Source organism: Halomonas sp. B23F22_10 (genome assembly GCF_043496975.1).
Taxonomy (GTDB): domain Bacteria; phylum Pseudomonadota; class Gammaproteobacteria; order Pseudomonadales; family Halomonadaceae; genus Halomonas; species Halomonas smyrnensis.
Genome location: NZ_JBIEKF010000003.1, coordinates 118,349 through 136,750 on the forward strand (window position 1 = coordinate 118,349; position 18,402 = coordinate 136,750).

The following is an 18,402-nucleotide window of genomic DNA, read 5'->3' on the forward strand; positions in this document are numbered from 1 at the left end:
CCATACGGCGTTAAAAATCGGCTCAAAGTACTCATTTACAGCTTGTAAACTCCGCCTTTTCACCGAGTTTTGCCTTGTCTGGCCTTCGCTCGTCGACTTTTCGCACAAAGCCTGGATAAGGCTCTAGAAGTACGTCTCCCAGGTGTCGACGACGGTCAGGCCGTCGTCGACGAGGTGGATCAGCCGCCACTTGTCGAAGGTCAGGCAGGGGTGGGAGGCGCCGAAGGCGACCACGTCGCCCACGCGTACGTCGCCGGCATCTTCCGGCAGGGCGACGAAGGTGTGCTGATCCATCTGCCTGGTGACGTCCCAGCCCGCCACCGACAGCGGCGCCTCGACGCGGCCGCCTTCCCGATAGCGCACCAGCGGCTCGGACAGGCGGTCGCCGCCGATGTCGCGCTTGCCGAGTGCCACGATGGCGAGCCCCGGCTCCGGCAGCGACTGCACCTGGGCGTAGACCGTGAGCGCCGGGCGCAGGCCCTCGTGCAGGTCCGGGCGACGCGCCAGCACGCCGCGCTGGGCCTCGCGGTAGAGGCCGTGGTCGTGCACCACATAGCAGCCCGGGCGCAGCACCGGGGTGAAGCGGCCCTCGAGGCCGCCGTCGCGGAAGGCCTCGGCGATCAGGTCGTACCAGGCCGAGCCCGAGGCGGTGACGATCGGCGATGCGACGCCGAACAGTCCCTCGTCCGCCAGCCGGTGAAGGTTCTCCACCAGCCGCTCGGCGTAGGCGCGAATCCTCGCCGCCGGATCGTCGCCGTGGACCACGCCCTCGTAGCCCTCCAGGCCGGCCAGCGTCAGCCCCGGCCGTGCGGCGATGTCCCGGGCCAGCGCCGCGACCTGCGCGTCGTCTCGGCAGCCGCAGCGTCCCCCGGCCACGCCCGCCTCGATCAGCACCGGCAGCGTCAGGCCGGCGTCGGCGAAGACCTCGCCCAGCTCGGCCACGTTATCGTGGCCGTCCACGGTCACGTAGAGCTCGGCCCCGGCGCGCATCAGCGCGACGGCGATCGCCATGTTGGCGCGGCCGATGAGCTGGTTGGCCAGCAGCAGGCGGTTGGCGCCCTCGGCGAAGGCGGCGCGGCACTGGGGCAGGGTGGCCAGCGTGATGCCCCAGGCGCCGGCCTCGAGCTGGTGGCGAAACAGCGCCGGGGTCATGGTGGTCTTGCCGTGGGGCGCCAGCCGCGCGCCGTGGCGCTCGGCGAAGGCCTGCATCCAGGCCAGGTTGTGGGCCAGCGGCGCCTCATGGATCACCGCGGCGGGCAGGCTGACGTCGGCCAGCAGGTCGCGGCCGGTCTCCCGGGTGCCCTTGTGATGGTTCATGGGGTCTCCTGTCACGTGGTGCCGCGCCGCTCCGGCGGGCGCTCGGGCGCGGTGGTGGCGATGTCCTCGTCGGCCTCGAACAGCTCCTCGAGCTCGCGGGCGGCCTGCTGGATGGTCTGGATCTGCTCGCGCTTGTTGCCGAACGATTCGAGCTGGCGCTCCAGGGCCCGCTCGTCGTGGGGGCGGAAGGTCTCCACGGTGTGACTGGCCTGCTCGCGGGAGATGCCGACGCCGACCAGCACCTCGCGGGTCAGCTCCAGGCTCGCCGGCAGCAGCTCGCGGATGATGTGGGTGACCTCGGCGCGCATCAGCAGCTGGGCGTGGTAGCGGTCCCGCGCCCGGGCGTAGACGCGCAGGTGCGGGAAGCGCCGCTTGACCCGCTGGACGATGCGCATCGAGGTCTCGATGTCGCCGATCGCCACCACCATCACCCGGGCCTTGTCGGCGCCGGCGGCCTCCAGCAGGTCGATGCGCGAGGCGTCGCCGAAGTAGATCTCGGTGCCGTAGCGGCGCACCACGTCGACGCGCTCGGCGTTGCTGTCGAGCACCGTGTAGGGAATCTTCAACCCCTGCAGGATGCGACCCATGATCTGCCCGAAGCGCCCGAAGCCGGCGATGATGATCTGCGGCCCGGTGGGTGGCGGCCGATCGTAGTCGCGGCGCGGCTTGTCGGCCTTCAGCAGCGGGCGGATCAGCCGCGCATGGAGCAGGAACAGCACCGGCGTGGCGGCCATGGACAGCGACACCACCAGCACCAGCAGGCCGACCAGCGAGGCGTCGAGCAGCCCGGCGGCGCCCGCCGCGGTGAGCAGCACGAAGCCGAACTCGCCGCCCTGGGAGAGCAGCGCGCCGAGGTTCAGCGCCGTCTTCCAGTCGCTGCGGTAGAGCCTCGCGGCGAGCGTCATGGAGAGCCACTTGGCGGCCAGCAGGCCGGCGGCGAGGCCCAGCGCCAGGCCGGGTCGCTCGGCCAGCAGACCGATCTGGGCGGTCATGCCCACCGCCATGAAGAACAGCCCCAGCAGCAGGCCGCGGAAGGGCTCGATGTCGGCCTCGATGCTGTGGCGGTACTCGGAGTCGGCCAGCAGCACCCCGGCGATGAAGGCGCCGAGGGCCATGGACAGCCCGGCCAGCTCCATCAGCAGGGCGGCGCCGATCACCACCAGCAGCGCCGTGCCGGCGAACACCTCGCGGCTGCGGGTGCCGGCGGCGAAGCGGAACAGCGGGCGCAGCAGGTAGCGGCCGCCGACGATCAGCCCGACGAAGGCGCCGATGGCGATCAGCGCCTCGGCCAGCAGGTGGGTCCAGCCGCCGCCCAGGGAGGCGCCGCCGGCCAGCAGCGGAATGGCCGCCAGCACCGGAATGGCGGCGATGTCCTGAAACAGCAGCAGGGCGAAGGCGTAGCGGCCGTGGCGGCTGCCCAGCTCGCCGCGCTCGCCCAGCAGCTGCAGCACCAGCGGCGTGGAGCACAGCCCCAGGCTGAAGCCGACCACCAGCGCCGCGGCGGGCGAGAGGCCCGCCAGCAGGGCCAGGCCGGTGAGCAGCGCCGTGGTCACGGCCACCTGCAGGCTGCCGAAGTGGAACACCGCCTTGCGCATCAGCTTGAGGCGGGCCGGCTTGAGTTCCAGGCCGATCACGAACAGCAGGAACACGATGCCGACCTGGGAAAACTGCAGCACGGCGTCGGCGTCCGGCACCAGGCCCAGCGCCGAGGGGCCGATCACCACGCCGGCGACCAGATAGCCGAGCACCTCGCCGAGGCCAAGCCGCTTGACCAGCGGCACGATCAGCACCGCGGAGGCGAGGAAGATCAGGGCGTTGTAGAGCAGGGCGATGGCCACGTCGGGCTCCTTCGATGGCGGAATGGTGGGAGGGCGGTCTCTCTATCCTATCGCATGCGCCCCGTTGGCTTGGGGGTGGAGAGACGGTGCGTCGCGCGGCTCGCCGCGGTCGCACTTGACGCAGGGCAGCGCCAGGCCCAGCCGCGAGCGGCGGCCGGCCTCGGTGGTCACCCAGGGGCGCTCGGCCCAGGGCGGCTGGTGGCGCACGTGCCGATGGTGACCGCAGGCCAGCTCGGCGACCCAGTGGCCCTCGTCGTCGCGGTGATAGCCGACGATCGGCTGTTCCATCTCAGGCCTCGGCCAGGCCGGCGCGGGGCAGCACCTCGTCGCGGGTCAGCGGCGCCAGCGGCAGCACCAGGGCCTCGGCCGGCGTCACCCAGCGCAGCTCGGCGATCTCGGCAGCGGCCTGCAACGGGCCTTCGAGCTCGGCGCGGAACAGATGGGCGCGTAGCCCGTGGCCGGGCTCGTTGGCGGCGGGCGCGTGGAACTCGCCCAGCGGCGCGAGGCGCGTCGGCGGCTGGCCGAGTTCCTCCTCGAGCTCCCGGGCCAGGGCCTCGGCGGGAGACTCGTCGGGCTCGATCTTGCCGCCGGCCTGCATGAAGGCCTCGGTGCCGCGCTTGCGCACCAGCAGCAGGCGGCCCTCGGCGTCCTCGATCAGGGCGGCGGCGATATGCAGGATGGGGGTGTCATGCATCGGGGCATCCTCGGGTGAAAACGACGCGGGGCCACCCCGGCAAAGGGCGGCCCCGAGAGACGCGGTCGAGGCCGGCCTAGAAGGCCAGCTCCACGCCGGCGTACACGCTGCGGTCCGGCGCCGTGTTGAAGTAGCGTCCGCGCTGATCGTTGATGACGATGTTGTCGTAGTGCTCACGGTCGAACAGGTTCTGCACGCCCACGTAGGCCTTGAGCAGGGTGTCGTCGCCGAGGCGCCAGCCGTCACCGGCGCGCAGGTTGGCCAGCCAGACGTCGTCGACCTCCACGCGGTTGGCGTCGTCGGTGAACATCGAGCCGACGTAGCGGGTCTCCAGAGTGGCGAAGCGCTCGCCGATGCCCTGCCAGGTCAGCTGGTTGACCCAGGTGCGTTCGGGCAGGCCCGGGATGCGGTTGTTGGCGAAGTCATTGCCGTTGCCGTCCTCGTAGTCCTGGAACTCGTAGCGCGCCATTGTCAGGGCGCTGTCGAGGCGCCAGTCCTCGGCGAACTGCCAGCCCAGGGCCACTTCCAGGCCGTCCTGGCGGCTGCGGCCGGCGTTGCGATAGAAGTCGCGTCCGGCGTTATCACGATAGGCGATCAGCGAGTCGCGTACCCGGGTCGAGAACAGCGCCACGTCGTAGTCGAGGCCGGCGTCGACGAAGGTGCCGCGCAGGCCGATCTCGCGGTTCCAGGCCTTCTGCGCTTCGATGTCCGGATTGAAGCCGCCGACACGGGCCGGGTTGGCGAACTCGGTGAAGGTCGGCGTCTCATAGGCGGTACCGGTCGAGAGATAGGCCTGGTGGCTGGGCAGGTAGCGATAGTTCAGCCCGGCGCTGCCGCTCCACTGATCGAAGCTGCGATCACCGCCGTTGTCGCCATCGGCGAGGTAGTGGTCGTCGATATCGAACGTGGTGTGGTCGAAGCGGGTGCCGAGGGAGAGGGTCCAGCGGTCGGTCAGGTCCAGGTCGCCCTGGGTGAAGGCGCCGACCGAGCTGGCGGTCTGGGTCTCGTCGGCGGCGCGGCCCTGGTGGTCGCCGTCGATGGTGACGTTATCGCGATAGCGCTCGTCTTCCTGGCGCGCCAGGTCGACGCCGGTCACGTAGCTCAGCGGCAGGCCGCCCAGGGTCAGCGACTGGCGATACTCGGCGCTGCCGCCGTAGTAGTCACGGTCGTAGGCGACGAAGCTGTCGCCGGCGTAGGCCAGCTGCTGCTCGAAGTCGCGTTGCAGGTAGAAGCCGCGCAGGGTCAGCTCGCCGGGGCCGGCGGCCCGGTCCTCGTACTCGAGGCCGAGCAGCTGCTGGTCGACCGACTGTCCCGCATCGATGCGAGTCGGTGAATAGAAGTTGCTGTCGATCGTGCCTTCACGGTCCTCGTTGACCGCCTCGGCGGTCAGGCCGCCCGGATCCTCGGAGCGCGGATTGTCGAGCAGGTTGACGATGGCGGTGATCGAGCGGTCGGCGTCCAGCTCGCGGCGCAGCTTGGCGTTGAGCTGGTACTTCTCGACCTCGCTGTGATCGCGATAGCCGTCCATGCCCAGCGCCGAGACGCTGACGTGATGCGACCAGGGGCCCTCGACGCCGCCGTTGCTGAGGGCCAGCTTGCGGTAGCCGTCGCTGCCGCCCTCGACGCGCAGCCGGGTACCCGGATCGCTCTCGCCGTCGGCGGTGGTGACATCGATCACGCCGCCGGCGGCGTTGCCGTACTGCACCGCCGCCGGGCCGCGGATGACCTCGATGCGCCGGGCGCCGTCCAGATCGATGGCATCGAGCTGGGCCTGGCCGTCGGGCAGGGTGTAGGGAATGCCGTCGACGCGCACCGTGATGCCGCGCACGCCCCAGGGAGTGCGGGCGCCGAAGCCGCGGATCGACACCCGCTCGCCCTGGACGAAGTTGTGACGGTTCTGGAGATACAGCCCCGGCACGGTGGCCAGCGACTCGTTGAGGCGCTCGCGGGACTGGCCCCGGGCGATCGGTTCGTCGTCCACCACGGACACGGCGGCGGGCGTGGCATAGAGCTCACGCTCGAGACGCGATGCGCTGACCGTCAGCGGCTCGAGGGCGAGCTCGGCGGCCTGACCGGCGGCGGGCAGCAGCAACAGGGGCGTCATCAGGGTGGGGGCGAGTGACCGTCGGGGCATGGGACGTCGAGTCTCCGGGGCGGAAAATGAGGGCGCGAATGTTCTCATTCTAACGAGTGTCAGGCAAATCGAAGTCCGGCAGTGGCCGGACCTTCGGCGTCGGCCAGGCCATGGCCTGGCGCGACGACGACATGACCGCCCGGCGGCTACCCCGAGAAGACGGCAGCCGGGAGGGCGCGGAGTGCGACTGGGGCAGCCAGCGCTTCGCCTGCTACTGCGTATTGTGCGTGCTGGGGTCGGGGCGGCGCAGCGGCTGGTGGTCTCGATGTCGGCGGGCCCGTTCGCGCCCACGGTGGGCGCCTCGGGCGGCGTCCATGCGCTGCTGCTGGCCTTCGGCCTGCGCTATCCGAACCGCGACATCCTGCTGCTGATCCCGCCGATCCCGATGAAGGCCAGGTACTTCGTGATCGTCATCGCCCTGGTGGAGCTGTGGTCGGGCGTCGCCGGGACCCGCCAGGGCGTGGCGCACTTCGCGCACCTGGCGGGCATGCTGGTGGGGCTGGCGCTGATCCTGGCTCGGCGCCGGCGCTCATGAGCCTTCCGGCTTACTGCTTGGGCGGCTCGACGTGGCCGCCGAAGCCGAAGCGCATGGCCGAGAGCAGGCGGTTGGCGTAGGTGTTCTCCTGGCGCGAGGCGAAGCGCGAGAACAGCGCGTTGGCCAGCACCGGGGTGGAGACCCCCTGCTCGACGGCGGCGTCGACGGTCCAGCGGCCTTCGCCGCTGTCGGAGACGGCCCCGCTGTAGTGGTCGAGGCGCGGGTCGCCCGCCAGCGCCTGCGCGGTGAGGTCGAGCAGCCAGGAGGAGACCACGCTGCCGCGGCGCCAGACCTCGGCCACGTCGGCCAGGTTCAGGTCGAAGCGCTGGTCTTCCGGCAGCTCCGGCGAGGCCTTGCTCTGCATCAGCTCGAAGCCCTCGGCGTAGGCCTGCATCAGGCCATACTCGATGCCGTTGTGGACCATCTTGACGTAGTGGCCCGCGCCGACCGGGCCGGCGTGGATGTAGCCGCGCTCGGCGCGTTCGTCCGGGGCGTTGCGGCCGCGGGTGCGTTCCAGGTCGCCGTAGCCGGGGGCCAGGCTGTCGAACAGCGGCTCCAGGCGGTCGAAGATCGCGTCCTCGGCGCCGACCATCATGCAGTAGCCGCGCTCCAGGCCCCAGACGCCACCGGAGGTGCCGACGTCGACGTAGTGCAGCCCCTTCGGCTCGAGCGCCTTGGCGCGGCGGATGTCGTCCTTGTAGAAGGTGTTGCCGCCGTCGATGATGGTATCGCCCGGCGCCATCAGCTCGGACAGGGTGTTGATGGTGGCCTCGGTCGGATCGCCGGCGGGCAGCATCACCCAGATGGCGCGCGGCGCGTCGAGGCTCGCGACCAGCGCGGCGAGGCTCTCGGCGTGGCCGATGCCGTCGTCGACGAGGGCCGTGGCGGTGGCGGCGTCCTGATCGTAGGCGACGACTTCGTGGCCGTCGCGCACCAGGCGGCGCGCGATGTTGCCGCCCATTCGGCCGAGTCCGATGATACCGAGTTGCATGGGGATTCCTCTGACGATGATACGGGATGGGGGGAGCGGGACGGCGGCAAAGCCTACCCATTGCGGCGTCGTGACGCAAAGCGGGCCATGTCGCCTGACATGGCCCGCCGAGCGTGTCGCTCGCATCTAGATGAGGGCGTGGGGGATCAGTCCCAGCTCAGTGCCCCGCCCACCTGATATTCGGTGACGCGGGTCTCGAAGAAGTTCTTCTCCTTGCGCAGGTCGATGATCTCGCTCATCCACGGGAAGGGGTTCTCGGCGCCCGGGAACTGCTCCTTGAGGCCGATCTGCGCCAGGCGACGGTTGCAGATGAAGTGCAGGTACTCCTCCATGATCGCCGCGTTCATGCCCAGCACGCCGCGGGGCATGGTGTCGCGGGCGTAGGCGATCTCGAGCTCGGTGCCCTCGAGAATCATCTGGGTGACCTCGTCCTGGAACTCGGGCGTCCACAGGTGCGGGTTCTCGATCTTGATCTGGTTGATCATGTCGACGCCGAAGTTCAGGTGCATCGACTCGTCGCGCAGGATGTACTGGAACTGCTCGGCGACGCCGGTCATCTTGTTGCGACGGCCCATGGACAGGATCTGGCTGAAGCCGCAGTAGAAGAAGATGCCCTCGGTCACGCAATAGAAGGCGATCAGGTTGCGCAGCAGTTCCTGGTCGGTCTCCGGGGTGCCGGTGTTGAAGTCGGGGCGCGACAGCGACTGGGTGTGCTTGAGGCTCCAGGCGGACTTGGCCGAGACGGAGGGCACCTCGCGGTACATGTTGAAGACCTCGCCTTCGTCCATGCCCAGCGACTCCACGCAATACTGGTAGGCGTGGGTGTGGATCGCCTCCTCGAAGGCCTGGCGCAGCAGGTACTGGCGGCACTCGGGGTTGGTGATCAGGCGATAGACGGCCAGCACCAGGTTGTTGGCGACCAGCGAGTCGGCAGTGGAGAAGTAGCCCAGGCTGCGCTCGACGATGCGGCGCTCGTCGGCGGTGAGGCCGTCCGCGCTCTTCCACAGCGCGATGTCGGCGTTCATGTTCACTTCCTGGGGCATCCAGTGGTTGGCGCTGCCGTCCAGGTACTTCTGCCACGCCCACTCGTACTTGAAGGGCACCAGCTGGTTGAGGTCGGCGCGGGCATTGATCATCCGCTTCTGCTCGACGTCGATGCGCTTGGCGCCCATCTCGAGTTCCTCGAGGCCGGGGGCCACGTCCAGCTCCTCGAGCGACTGCTTGGCGCGGGCCAGGCGGTCCTGCTCGGCGACCGCGTAGCTGCCGGCGCTGTCGCGGACTTCCTCGGCGGGTGCCTCGGCCTTGGGCGCGGGCTGCGGTGCCGGCTGGGGCGCTTCGGCGGTGGCGGTGTCGTCTTCGTGGAACTCGTTCCAATCGATCATCTGTGTCTCTCCCGGTGGTTGCCCGGATGGTCCGCAGGCGTTCGCATCGGAGTGAGCGGCTGCGGCGATGGTAGAAGGGGCGAAGCCGGAGGGCGGTGACCCTCCGGCTCGTGCGCTGGCGTCGGGCGCCGGAGGCTTACTGGCAGGCCTCGCAGCCGAGCTCGTCGATCTCGCCGGCCGAGGGCGCGCGGGAGCCGCCGCCGTTCTTGCCCTGCAGGAAGTCGTCGATGCCTTTCGGCTCCTGCTTGGCTTCCGGGGCGGCGGACGGCGTCGGGGCCGGGGCCGCACCGGGCGAGGCGTTGCTCACCGCGTTGAGGTTGCCGCGGTCCACGGTGGACTTCTCCACCGAGGTGGCGCCCAGGGCGCGCAGGTAGTAGGTGGTCTTGAGGCCGCGGAACCACGCCATGCGGTAGGTCACGTCCAGCTTCTTGCCGGAGACGCCCTTGATGTAGAGGTTCAGCGACTGGGCCTGGTCGAGCCACTTCTGACGACGAGAGGCGGCCTCGACCAGCCACTTGGGCTCGACCTCGAAGGCGCTGGCGTACTTGGCCTTCAGGTCGTCCGGCACGCGGTCGATGGGCTGCACGGAGCCGTCGTAGTACTTGAGGTCGTTGATCATGACCTCGTCCCACAGGCCGCGCTCCTTGAGGTCGTTGACCATGTAGGAGTTGACCACGGTGAACTCGCCGGACAGGTTCGATTTCACGAACAGGTTCTGATAGGTCGGCTCGATCGACTGCGAGACGCCGCAGATGTTCGAGATGGTCGCGGTCGGGGCGATGGCCATGACGTTGGAGTTGCGCATGCCCTGGGCGGCGACCTTGTCGCGGATGCGGTCCCAGTCCTGGGTCGTGGAGGTGTCGACCTCGATGTACTTGGCGCCGCGCTCTTCCTTCAGCTTCTCGATGGAATCGATCGGCAGCACGCCCTGGCTCCACAGCGAGCCCTCGTAGCTCTGGTAGTGCCCGCGCTCGGCGGCCAGGTCGCTGGAGGCCTCGATGGCGTGATAGCTGACCAGCTCCATGGAGCGGTCGGCGAAGGTCACGGCGTCCTCGGAGGCGTAGGCGATGTCCTGGGCGTAGAGGGCATCCTGGAAGCCCATGATGCCGAGGCCCACCGGACGGTGCTTGAAGTTCGAGTTCTTCGCCTGCGGCACCGCGTAGTAGTTGATGTCGATGACGTTATCGAGCATCCGCACCGCGGTCTTGACGGTCTGCTTCAGCTTGTCGCCGTCGAACTCGCCGTCGACCACGTGCTGGGCCAGGTTGATGGAGCCCAGGTTGCACACCGCGATCTCGTCGACCGAGGTGTTCAGGGTGATCTCGGTGCACAGGTTGGAGCTGTGGACCACGCCGGCGTGCTGCTGGGGGCTGCGCAGGTTGCACGGATCCTTGAAGGTGATCCACGGGTGGCCGGTCTCGAACAGCATCGAGAGCATCTTGCGCCACAGATCCTTGGCCTTGACGCGCTTGAACAGCTTGAGCTGGCCGTTGCGGGTCATCTCCTCGTATTCGCTGTAGCGCTTCTCGAAGGCGGCGCCGTACAGGTCGTGGAGGTCCGGGCAGGTGGCCGGCGAGAACAGGGTCCACTCCTCGTCGTCGAAGACGCGCTTCATGAACAGGTCCGGCACCCAGTTGGCGGTGTTCATGTCGTGGGTACGACGACGGTCGTCACCGGTGTTCTTGCGCAGCTCGAGGAACTCCTCGATGTCGAGGTGCCAGCTCTCGAGGTAGGCGCAGACGGCGCCCTTGCGCTTGCCGCCCTGGTTCACGGCCACGGCGGTGTCGTTGACCACCTTGAGGAACGGCACCACGCCCTGGGACTTGCCGTTGGTGCCCTTGATGTAGGAGCCCAGCGCACGCACCGGGGTCCAGTCGTTGCCGAGGCCGCCGGCCCACTTGGAGAGCAGGGCGTTGTCGCGGATGGCGCTGTAGATGCTGTCCAGGTCGTCCGGCACGGTGGTCAGGTAGCAGCTGGAGAGCTGGCTGCGCACGGTGCCCGCGTTGAACAGGGTCGGCGTGGAGGCCATGTAGTCGAAGCTGGAGAGCAGCTCGTAGAACTCGATGGCCCGCGCCTCGCGGTCGTCCTCGTTGAGCGACAGGCCCATGGCGACGCGCATGAACATCACCTGGGGCAGCTCGTAGCGGACCTCGTCACGGTGGATGAAGTAGCGGTCGTAGAGGGTCTGCAGGCCGAGGTAGGTGAACTGGGCGTCGCGGGTATGGTCCAGGGCATCGCCCAGACGCTCGAGGTCGAACTCGGCGAGCTGCGGGTCGAGCTGTTCGAACTCGATGCCCTTCTCGATGTAGGCCTGGAAGGCCGGCTTGTAGAAGTCGGCCATCTCCTGGTAGGTCGCCTCGTCGGCGATGCCCAGGAACGACAGCGCCTCGCGGCGCAGGTTGTCCTGCAGCAGGCGGGCGGTGACGTAGGTGTAGTTGGGATCCTTCTCGACCAGGGTCCGCGCGGTCATCATCAGCGCCTGGGAGACGCCGTCGACGCTGACGCCGTCGTAGAGGTTCTTCAGCGAGTCCTCGACGATCTTCTGCGGATCGACGTTGGTGAGATTCTCGCAGGCGTCGAAGACCAGCGTCTCGACCCGGCCCAGGTCCAGCGGGCGGGTGCTGCCGTCCGGCGCGGTGACGTTGAGCGTCGGGTGCGGCTTCTCGATGTCGGCGCCGGCCTCGGCGCGGGCACGGGCGTGCTCCTCGCGGTACAGCACGTAGGCGCGGGCGACCTTCTGCTCACCGGCGCGCATCAGGGCCAGCTCGACCTGGTCCTGGATGTCCTCGATGTGCACGGTGCCACCGTCGGGCATGCGGCGCTGGAAGGCCTGGGCGATGCTCTCGGAGGCCTGCTGGACGAGGTCGCGGACCCGCGAGGAGGTGGCGGCGTTGTCGCCCTCCACGGCGATGAAGGCCTTGCTCAGGGCCACGGCGATCTTGCCGGCATCGAAGGGCACGACATCGCCGGTGCGCTTGATGACACGCAGGGTCTGCGGTGCGGTGACGGAGACGGACGAGTGGTCCTGGGCAGCGGTGGTATCCATGGCGCCGGGGTCCCTACCTTGTCGGTTGAAGAAGGCCGCCGTGGTACGACGGTTGACAGAATCTGGAGTGGTTGCTAAGAGCACAGTATATGGTGTGCCAGCCCCAAGCGGGCACAAGATAGTGTGCTTTACCGCGATCATCAAGTGGATAACTTTGTGGATGAACTGTGGTATTTCAGGGGGTGATTGCGGGGCCCGGCGGCAGACCGCATGGTTGAGCGGCTGGCGCCGATTCACGTCGAGTATCGACGAGCGAAGGGAAGCGTTGTCGGGTATTCTTTAGCCATTGGTGGTCGGCCGGGCGCCGACGCCCTCGTTTCCCGCACGCCCATTGAGGAAGATGACGCACAAATGGACGACAGCCTGGACCCTTCCGAGCAGGATCACGTACTGATCATCGAGGATGATGAGCGCCTGGCCGAGTTGACCCGCGATTACCTGGAGGCCAACGGCTTCCGCGTGACTCTCGAGCCCGACGGGGCCAACGGCGTCGATCGGATCCTCGCCCTGCTGCCCGACCTGGTGGTCCTCGACCTGATGCTGCCCGGCGAGGACGGCCTCTCGATCTGCCGCCGGGTGCGCTCCGAGTATCCCGGGCCAATCCTGATGCTCACCGCCCGCACCGATGACATGGATCAGGTGCTGGGCCTGGAGATGGGCGCCGACGATTACGTGGCCAAGCCGGTGCAGCCGCGGGTGCTGCTGGCGCGCATGCGGGCGCTGCTGCGGCGCCGCGAGAGCGGCGTGGTCGGCGAGGAGCCCCGCCTGGCCTTCGGCCCGCTGGAGATCGACAACTCGACCCGCGAGGCCTTCCTCGCCGGCGAGCGCGTCGACCTGACCAGCGCCGAGTTCGACCTGCTGTGGCTGCTGGCCAGCAACGCCGGCCGGGTGCTGACCCGCGAGGAGATCTTCTCCCAGCTGCGCGGCATCAAGTACGACGGTCAGGATCGCTCCATCGACGTGCGCGTCTCGCGGATTCGCCCCAAGATCGGTGACGATCCCAACCAGCCGCAGCGGATCAAGACCGTGCGCAGCAAGGGCTACCTGTTCGTCAAGGACGGCTGATGGCGTCCTTCCGCCTGCTGCCCCGCGCCCTCTCCGACAGCACCTTCCTGCGCGTCTACGTGCTGCTGGCGCTGGCGCTGGTGATGAGCTTTGCCCTGGCGCTGCTGGCCATCACCGTGGTCGACAAGGTGCGCCGCCAGCACTACCAGGAGCAGCTCGCCGAGGCGCCGATGACGCTGTTCAGTGCCCAGCTCGAGGCGCTCGCTCCCGAGCGGCGTGATGCCTGGCTGCGCGAGCAGAGCGCTCGGCTCGGCATCGAGCTGTCCCTGCATGACATCGCCCAGGGGCCGCACGGCTACTTCGAGCGGGCGCGGCTCGAGAGCGGCCAGACCCTGGTGCGCCAGACCGAGGACATGGGCTGGCTGCTGCACCGCCGGCTGGACGACGAGCCGCTGCTGTTGCGGATGGAGCTGGCCTCGCTGGGCGAACATCAGCTGATGGGCCTGGCCCGTCAGCTTGGCCAGTGGCTGCTGGCGGTGCCGCCGGAGCGGCGCTCGACGCGGCTCGACCGGCTGCGCAGCGGCGTGATCCAGCTGAGCCTCACCGACACCCCGCCCGAGGGGCTGGCGCCGGCGCGGCTGGTCACGCTGAACGATGCCGAGGTGGTGGTGCGCCTGCTGCCCCAGCGCTGGGCGATGTCGCTCTATCTCCAGCTGCCGGGCGAACAGGGCGCCACCCAGTGGGTCGAGGTCGGCCCGCTCAATGCCTTCGAGCCGCTGCCGGCCTCGCTGCTGTTGCTGCTGTTGCTGATGCTGCTGGGCATGCTGGCGGTGATCATCTATCTGATCGTGCGCGGCGTCGAGGCCCGCATGGCGCGGCTCGAGCTCGCCGCCACGCGCATCGCCGCCGGGCGCCTGGACACCCGGGTCAAGGTCGAGGGCAACGACTTCCTGAGCCGGCTGGGCATGGCGCTGAACGGCATGGCCGCCCAGGTGCAGTCGCTGCTGCGTGGTCAGCAGGACATGATCCGCGCGGTGTCCCACGAGCTGCGCACCCCGGTGGCGCGTATCCGCTTCGCCGTGCAGATGGTCGAGGACATGACCGACGAGCCGGGCGTGCGGCGCCACCTGCAGGGCATCGATGCCGACATCACCGAGCTCGACGACCTGGTCGACGAGATCCTCACCTACGCGCGCCTGGGCAGCGAGACGGCCAACGGCGTGCCCATGGAGACCTCGCTGGTGGAGTGCCGGGCCATGGCCGAGCGCGTCATCGAGGCGCTGCACCCCCTGCACGGCCATCTGAGCCTCGGCCTGCTGCCGGGGGACGAGGTGGAGGCGGCGGCGGAGTCGCGCTATCTGCAGCGGGCGCTGCAGAACCTGGTGGCCAACGCCTGCCGCCACGCCCGCAGCCGGGTGGTGATCCGCATCCACGGCGAGCCGCGGCTGGTACGCATCGACATCGAGGACGACGGCCCCGGCGTGCCGGTGGCCAAGCGCAGCGAGATCTTCAAGCCCTTCGCGCGGCTCGACGACAGCCGCGCCCGCCACTCGGGCGGCTACGGCCTGGGGCTCTCGATCGTGCAGAAGGTCATGGCCTGGCACGGCGGCAGCGTGATGGTGGACGCCAGCCCCACGCTCGGCGGGGCGCGCTTCACGCTGCTGCTGCCCCAGCGCGCCGCTGCTCGCGACGGCTGAGGTTCGCGCTTCAGGCCGGCTTGATGCCGGTCAGCACCGAGAATGACGTTTCCCGGGCGGTACGCAGGAAATCCTCCATCCAGGGCGCGTCGCGTGTCTCCTCGCGGATCGCCGCGAACAGCGTGCTCCACACCCCGTGCTCGCCCAGCGGCACGGCCTTCACGTAGTCCCGCTCCAGGTACTCGGTCAGCGCCCAGTTGGGCAGCGCACAGACCCCCCGCCCGCTGGCCACCAGCTGCATCATCATGATCGTCAGTTCGGCGGTGCGCACCTCGCGCGGCCGGCAGCCGGCCGGATCGAGGAACTGGGTGAAGACGTCCAGCATGGTGTGTTCCACCGGATAGGTGATCAGCGTCTCGTCGGCCAGGTCCTCCGGTACCGCGAACGGCCTGCCGGCCAGGCGGTGCTGGCGGGCCACGGCCAGCAGCCCCTCGTAGCGGAACAGCGGCTCGTAGTGGACGCCGGGCAGCGGTTGGGGATCGGCGGTGATCACCAGATCGAGCTGCTCCCTGGCCAGGGCCGGCAGCGGATCGAAGTGATGGCCGCCGGGAATGTCGATCTCGACCTCGGGCCAGTGGTCGCGGAAGTGGTCGACGGTGGGCATCAGCCACTGGAAGCAGCTGTGGCACTCGATGGCCATGTGCAGCCGGCCCTGCTCGTTGCCGGCCAGTCGCGCCAGGTCGCGCTCCGCCAGGCGCACCTGGGGCAGCACCTGCTCGGCCAGCGCCAGCAGCCGCAGCCCGGCGCGGGTGAACTCCACCGGCCGGGTCTTGCGCAGGAACAGCGGGTTGCCCAGCCGCTCCTCCAGATCCTTGATCTGGTGGGAGAGGGCGGACTGGGTCAGGTGCACCCGCTCGGCGGCTTCGACCAGGGAGCCGGCGTCGCGCAGGGCGATGAGCGTGCGGAGATGGCGGAGTTCGAGCATGATTCTGAGCTAACTTCATGATGATGAAGAGCAAGTTTAGTTTTATTCAGTCTTTCGGGCCAGCCGGATTCCGTTTCCGTCGCCGGGAACGGTGCGCGCCCGGCGTCGCGCCACTCCCGGCCGGTGGCTGGTATGCTGGCAGCGCTGGAGTTTCGTCGCACAAGGAGTCATTGCCATGCCCCGTCTCTCGTCCTGCCGGGTTGCCCTGCCGCTGCTGATGTCGCTGGGCCTGTCCGGCTGCATCACCTACGTCAACTCGCCGGCCACCGAGCCTGCCCCCGAACCCGCTCCCACGGTGTCCGCGGCCGATGATGCCGCCGCACCCAAGGCGCCGCTGCTGCCCTCGACGCTGTTTCCCGGCGAGGCCGACGAGCTGGTCGGCTGGCGCTGCACGCCGGCCCAGGACCTGGTGACCGCCGCGGGAGAGGACGAGCTGCGGCTGTGGTCGGCCCTCGGGGCCAACCGGCTCACGCCGTCCGTGGTGGCCAGCGGCAGCCGCTATCAGAACGGCGGGCTGAGCGTGTGGCTGAAGGGCGATGAGGCGCTGGTCGAGAGCCAGCGGGGGCGGCTGGACTGCCGGCGCGACATCACCCTCGATGCCCTGACCCGCGAGGGCCATCCGGGCGTGATGTTCCACGGCCGCGGCAACGAGCCTGGCTGGCACGTGGAGCTGGCCAACGACGTGCCCGAGCTCGACCTGACCCTGGACTACGGCGAGCGCGAGCTGACGCTGCCCTATCGGGTGACCACCCTCGACAACGGCGCCGGCCGGGTGATCCTGGCCAGCGGCCAGGCGGCGCGGCCCTTCACGCTGCGCATCGAGGCCAAGGCCTGCTTCGACGACATGAGCGGCCAGCCCTGGCCGGCCCGGGTGACCCTGTCGCTCAACGGCGAGACCTATCGGGGCTGCGGGCAGGGAATCGCCCCCTAGGGGGCTTCAGTATTCGATATGGTCGAACGATAGCTGCGTTTTTTCCCGCTTATCGTGGCCAAAGACGAATATATAATGGCGATCATTCTTCCGCTCACGAAGCTCCAAGGAGATCGCCATGACCCGCGTCCTCGTCCTGACCTCTTCCATCCTCGGCGGCAACTCCCAGGCGCTGGCCGATCACTTCAGCGCCCTGGCCGGCGAGCGCGACGGGGTGGAGATCACCCGCCGCGATCTGGTGGCCGACGAGCTGCCGCACCTGGGGCTGGCCGAGCTTTCCAGCTGGCAGGTGGCGCCGGAAGCGCGCGACGCCGAACAGCGCCAGCTGGCGGCCCGCTCCGACGCCCTGATCGAGGAGCTGCTGGCGCATGACGTGGTGGTGTTCGGCGTGCCGCTCTACAACCTCGGCCTGCCGACTCAGATGAAGGCCTGGTTCGACCGCGTGCTACGCGCCGGCATGACCTTCCGCTACACCGAGAACGGCCCGGTGGGCCTGATCGAGGGCAAGCGGGCCATTCTGCTGGCGGCGCGCGGCGGCGAGTACGCCGGCTCCGAGCTCGACAGCCAGACCCCGCACCTCACCCACATGCTGGGCCTGATGGGCATCGGCGAGGTGGACACCGTGTTCGCCGAGGGCCTGAACATGGGCCAGGCCAAGCACGACGCGGCCATGAGCGAGGCCCGCCAGGCCATCGCCGGCCTGGTCGAGCGCCTCTGAGCCGGCGATGCCGGGCCGAGCCCCCACCATCGCGTAACAGGGCGACCCTCGGGTCGCCCTGTTCGCGTTCCGGGGGAGCCGGTCAGCAGCTGGCGGACGTCGACAGCCGCCAGCGCGGCTCGACGAACTGACCGACGCACAGCAGCGACTCGGTGGAGAGGATTCGCGTGCCCAGCCGCCTCAGCGCCGTGTTGCGGTCCTGGCCCGGTGCCTCGCCCTGGCGTGGCGCCTCGAGCCGGTAGGTCGCGTCGAGCGGCCGCCAGCCGTCGTCGCTGCGCTCGGCGAGGGCGAAGTGGAAGACATGGAAGCCCGGGAAGCCCAGCCGCAGGTCGGTGGCCACCAGGGTGGCGGGATGCTGGCGCTCGTCGACCTCGTAGCGCAGGAAGGGGCCGGCGAACCAGTCCAGGCGCCGCCCGCTGGCGTCGTCCAGGGCGATCGCCTCCCACTCGGCGCCGCGGGAGAAGCTCTCCAGCCGGGGCGGCCGGTCGCCGTCGAAGACGCTCACCAGGGTCTCGTGGTAGCGGTCCTCCTCGGCCACGCTGACGCGCCACAGCAGGATGTTGAAGGGCGTGGGCTGGATCAGTCGCGGGGCATCATCGAGGCCCTGTGCGGCGAGCACCGGCTCGACGCGCTGCTCGACCAGGGTGCGGGCGCCCAGCGACAGCACGATGTACAGGCAGGATAGCGCCAGCCCCCAGCGGGTGGCGGTGGTTCGGCCGCCGAACAGCGCGATCAGCACGCCGGCCAGCAGCGGCAGCGAGTACAGCGGGTCGATGATGAACAGCAGCGGATAGGCCGCCGGGCGCACGTCCAGCGGCCACCAGATCTGGGTGCCGTAGGTGGTCAGCGCATCCAGCAGCGGATGGGTGAGCAGGCACAGGCCGAAGAAGGCCAGCCAGCGGCCCGGGGAAATGTCCCGCGCCCTGGCGACGCGAGCCGACAGCCCGGCGAGCAGGACCGACAGCCCGGCCAGCACGAACAGCGAGTGGCTGAAGCCGCGATGCTGGGTGACGTCGGCGATCGCGTCGCCGTAGTCGATGGCCACGTCCAGGTCGGGCAGGGTGCCCAGGGCGGCGCCGATCAGCACCGCCTTGCGGCCCAGCCGTCGGCCCAGTACGGTGCCGCCGATCGCCGCGCCCAGCGCGGCCTGTGTCAGGGAGTCCATGGGCGGGAGAGTCCTCGGGGCGTC

15 protein-coding genes are annotated in these 18,402 nt (G+C 69.4%); 5 read left to right on the forward strand and 10 right to left on the reverse strand.

Annotation, left to right across the window (positions count from 1 at the left end; translation table 11 throughout):
* Positions 1–123: 123 nt before the first annotated feature.
* The 5 genes from ACGTNF_RS07645 to ACGTNF_RS07665 form a co-directional block, all read right to left on the reverse strand.
* On the reverse strand, positions 124–1,317 hold the full coding sequence (locus tag ACGTNF_RS07645; protein ID WP_394601171.1) for an amino acid deaminase: 1,194 nt from the start codon (positions 1,315–1,317) through the stop codon (positions 124–126).
* Positions 1,318–1,328: 11 nt separating this feature from the next.
* Positions 1,329–3,155 (reverse strand): monovalent cation:proton antiporter-2 (CPA2) family protein, encoded by a 1,827-nt coding sequence (locus ACGTNF_RS07650; protein WP_394601172.1) that lies wholly within the window; start codon positions 3,153–3,155, stop codon positions 1,329–1,331.
* A 42-nt stretch (positions 3,156–3,197) separates the two neighbouring features.
* Entirely contained in the window at positions 3,198–3,443 is a 246-nt protein-coding gene (locus ACGTNF_RS07655; RefSeq protein WP_394601173.1) for a DUF3565 domain-containing protein, read from the reverse strand.
* Position 3,444: 1 nt separating this feature from the next.
* Positions 3,445–3,849, reverse strand: coding sequence for an NUDIX hydrolase (locus tag ACGTNF_RS07660; protein WP_394601174.1), 405 nt, complete (start codon positions 3,847–3,849; stop codon positions 3,445–3,447).
* 76 nt (positions 3,850–3,925) lie between these two features.
* Positions 3,926–5,983 (reverse strand): TonB-dependent receptor family protein, encoded by a 2,058-nt coding sequence (locus tag ACGTNF_RS07665; RefSeq protein WP_394601175.1) that lies wholly within the window; start codon positions 5,981–5,983, stop codon positions 3,926–3,928.
* Between ACGTNF_RS07665 and ACGTNF_RS07670 the strand changes: the two genes are divergently transcribed.
* Positions 5,982–6,518, forward strand: coding sequence for a rhomboid family intramembrane serine protease (locus ACGTNF_RS07670; protein WP_394601176.1), 537 nt, complete (start codon positions 5,982–5,984; stop codon positions 6,516–6,518). The two genes, ACGTNF_RS07665 and ACGTNF_RS07670, sit on opposite strands and share 2 nt — an antisense overlap.
* 10 nt (positions 6,519–6,528) lie before the next feature.
* On the opposite strand, the gene gnd is transcribed toward ACGTNF_RS07670, so the two are convergent.
* From gnd to ACGTNF_RS07685, 3 genes are all read right to left on the reverse strand, one after another.
* Positions 6,529–7,509: a phosphogluconate dehydrogenase (NAD(+)-dependent, decarboxylating) gene (gene gnd / locus ACGTNF_RS07675; RefSeq protein ID WP_394601177.1), complete on the reverse strand. Its 981-nt coding sequence runs from the start codon at positions 7,507–7,509 to the stop codon at positions 6,529–6,531.
* A gap of 146 nt (positions 7,510–7,655) precedes the next feature.
* Positions 7,656–8,891 carry a ribonucleotide-diphosphate reductase subunit beta gene (locus ACGTNF_RS07680; RefSeq protein WP_394601178.1) on the reverse strand — a complete coding sequence of 412 codons (1,236 nt, stop codon included), beginning with the start codon at positions 8,889–8,891 and terminating at the stop codon, positions 7,656–7,658.
* Positions 8,892–9,027: 136 nt separating this feature from the next.
* The gene (locus ACGTNF_RS07685; protein ID WP_394601179.1) at positions 9,028–11,937 is read right to left on the reverse strand and encodes a ribonucleoside-diphosphate reductase subunit alpha; all 2,910 of its coding nucleotides are present in this window, start codon (positions 11,935–11,937) and stop codon (positions 9,028–9,030) included.
* Between the two features lie 351 nt (positions 11,938–12,288).
* Between ACGTNF_RS07685 and ACGTNF_RS07690 the strand changes: the two genes are divergently transcribed.
* Together ACGTNF_RS07690 and ACGTNF_RS07695 are read left to right on the forward strand one after the other, a co-directional pair.
* On the forward strand, positions 12,289–13,002 hold the full coding sequence (locus tag ACGTNF_RS07690; RefSeq protein WP_152477963.1) for a winged helix-turn-helix domain-containing protein: 714 nt from the start codon (positions 12,289–12,291) through the stop codon (positions 13,000–13,002).
* Positions 13,002–14,639 carry an ATP-binding protein gene (locus tag ACGTNF_RS07695; RefSeq protein ID WP_394601180.1) on the forward strand — a complete coding sequence of 546 codons (1,638 nt, stop codon included), beginning with the start codon at positions 13,002–13,004 and terminating at the stop codon, positions 14,637–14,639. The genes ACGTNF_RS07690 and ACGTNF_RS07695 overlap by 1 nt, the downstream gene beginning before the upstream one ends.
* Positions 14,640–14,649: 10 nt before the next feature.
* On the opposite strand, the gene ACGTNF_RS07700 is transcribed toward ACGTNF_RS07695, so the two are convergent.
* A complete protein-coding gene (locus tag ACGTNF_RS07700; protein ID WP_394601181.1) occupies positions 14,650–15,564 on the reverse strand; it encodes a LysR family transcriptional regulator in 915 nt (304 codons plus the stop codon).
* A 175-nt stretch (positions 15,565–15,739) separates the two neighbouring features.
* On the opposite strand from ACGTNF_RS07700, the gene ACGTNF_RS07705 reads away from it, so the two are divergent.
* On the forward strand, positions 15,740–16,495 hold the full coding sequence (locus ACGTNF_RS07705; RefSeq protein WP_394601182.1) for a COG3650 family protein: 756 nt from the start codon (positions 15,740–15,742) through the stop codon (positions 16,493–16,495).
* A gap of 118 nt (positions 16,496–16,613) precedes the next feature.
* Positions 16,614–17,213, forward strand: a complete 600-nt coding sequence (locus tag ACGTNF_RS07710; RefSeq protein ID WP_394601183.1) for an FMN-dependent NADH-azoreductase — start codon at positions 16,614–16,616, stop codon at positions 17,211–17,213.
* 82 nt (positions 17,214–17,295) lie between these two features.
* Here ACGTNF_RS07710 and ACGTNF_RS07715 read toward each other — a convergent pair whose 3' ends face one another.
* Positions 17,296–18,378: a metal-dependent hydrolase gene (locus tag ACGTNF_RS07715; protein ID WP_394601184.1), complete on the reverse strand. Its 1,083-nt coding sequence runs from the start codon at positions 18,376–18,378 to the stop codon at positions 17,296–17,298.
* Positions 18,379–18,402 lie beyond the last annotated feature (24 nt).